The organism is Pseudomonas sp. HMSC063H08 (assembly GCF_001813645.1).
GTDB lineage: Bacteria > Pseudomonadota > Gammaproteobacteria > Pseudomonadales > Pseudomonadaceae > Pseudomonas > Pseudomonas aeruginosa.
Genome location: NZ_KV813354.1, coordinates 1 through 791 on the forward strand (window position 1 = coordinate 1; position 791 = coordinate 791).

Annotated in this window: 1 protein-coding gene; it reads right to left on the bottom strand. The window is 70.4% G+C overall.

What is annotated here, in order from left to right; translation table 11 throughout:
- Positions 1–791, bottom strand: a 791-nt coding sequence (gene tssI, locus HMPREF2924_RS03930) for a type VI secretion system tip protein TssI/VgrG (RefSeq protein WP_141765521.1), incomplete at both ends; no start/stop codon positions are given.

Here is a 791-nt window from a genome sequence, read left to right on the forward strand (position 1 = left end):
TCGCCTTCGAGGAAGGTCACCAGCACCTCCATGCCGACCCGCGGGATGGCGATGGCGCCGTAGTTCCTTCCCGCCCAGCCGGAGGCAACGCGTAACCAGCAACTGCTGCTGTCGTCGGCCTGGCCCTCGCGATCCCAGTGGAATTGCACCTTCACCCGACCGTAGCGGTCGCAGTGGATTTCCTCGCCCTTCGGGCCGGTCACCACCGCGCTCTGCGTGCCGAGGATGCGCGACTTCGGCGGCGTCGGCGGGGGACGGAAGAACGCCTCCCAGGGCGTGGCCTGGAAGCGGTTGCGGTAACCCTGCCGGAAGTCGTCCGGGCTCGCCGAGACGTCGGAGACGATGCTTTCCTCCAGCACCTGCGGCTGCCGCCCCTCGTGAATCACCTCGGTGAGCAGCCAGAGGTCGTTCCAGCCCGCCTGGGGATGGGCGGCCAGCGGCAGGAAGTGGCCGCTGAGCAGCAACGGCTGGTCGCTGCGGCCCTCTGCCAGGCGGTAGTCGCTGCGCTGCCGTTCGAGGGCACGCCTGGCCAGGTGCTTGCCGCGCTCGCGGTCGACGAAGCGACCGGGATAGTCGTAGTCCTCGAGGTCCGGCCGGGCTTCGCCGCGGGCGGCGCTTTCCAGCGTCAGGCGCGGTTTCTCGAAGTCGTAGTCGCGGCGGGTGACGCGGCTGGTGCGGGTTTCCAGGCGTACGCCGAAGCGCTTGACCGCCGGCCGGTCGGCGACCAGGCCGGAGTCCTGCTGGTAGGCCACCGGCGCGAGCCGCGGGAACACCGTCTGGTCGTCGCCGAA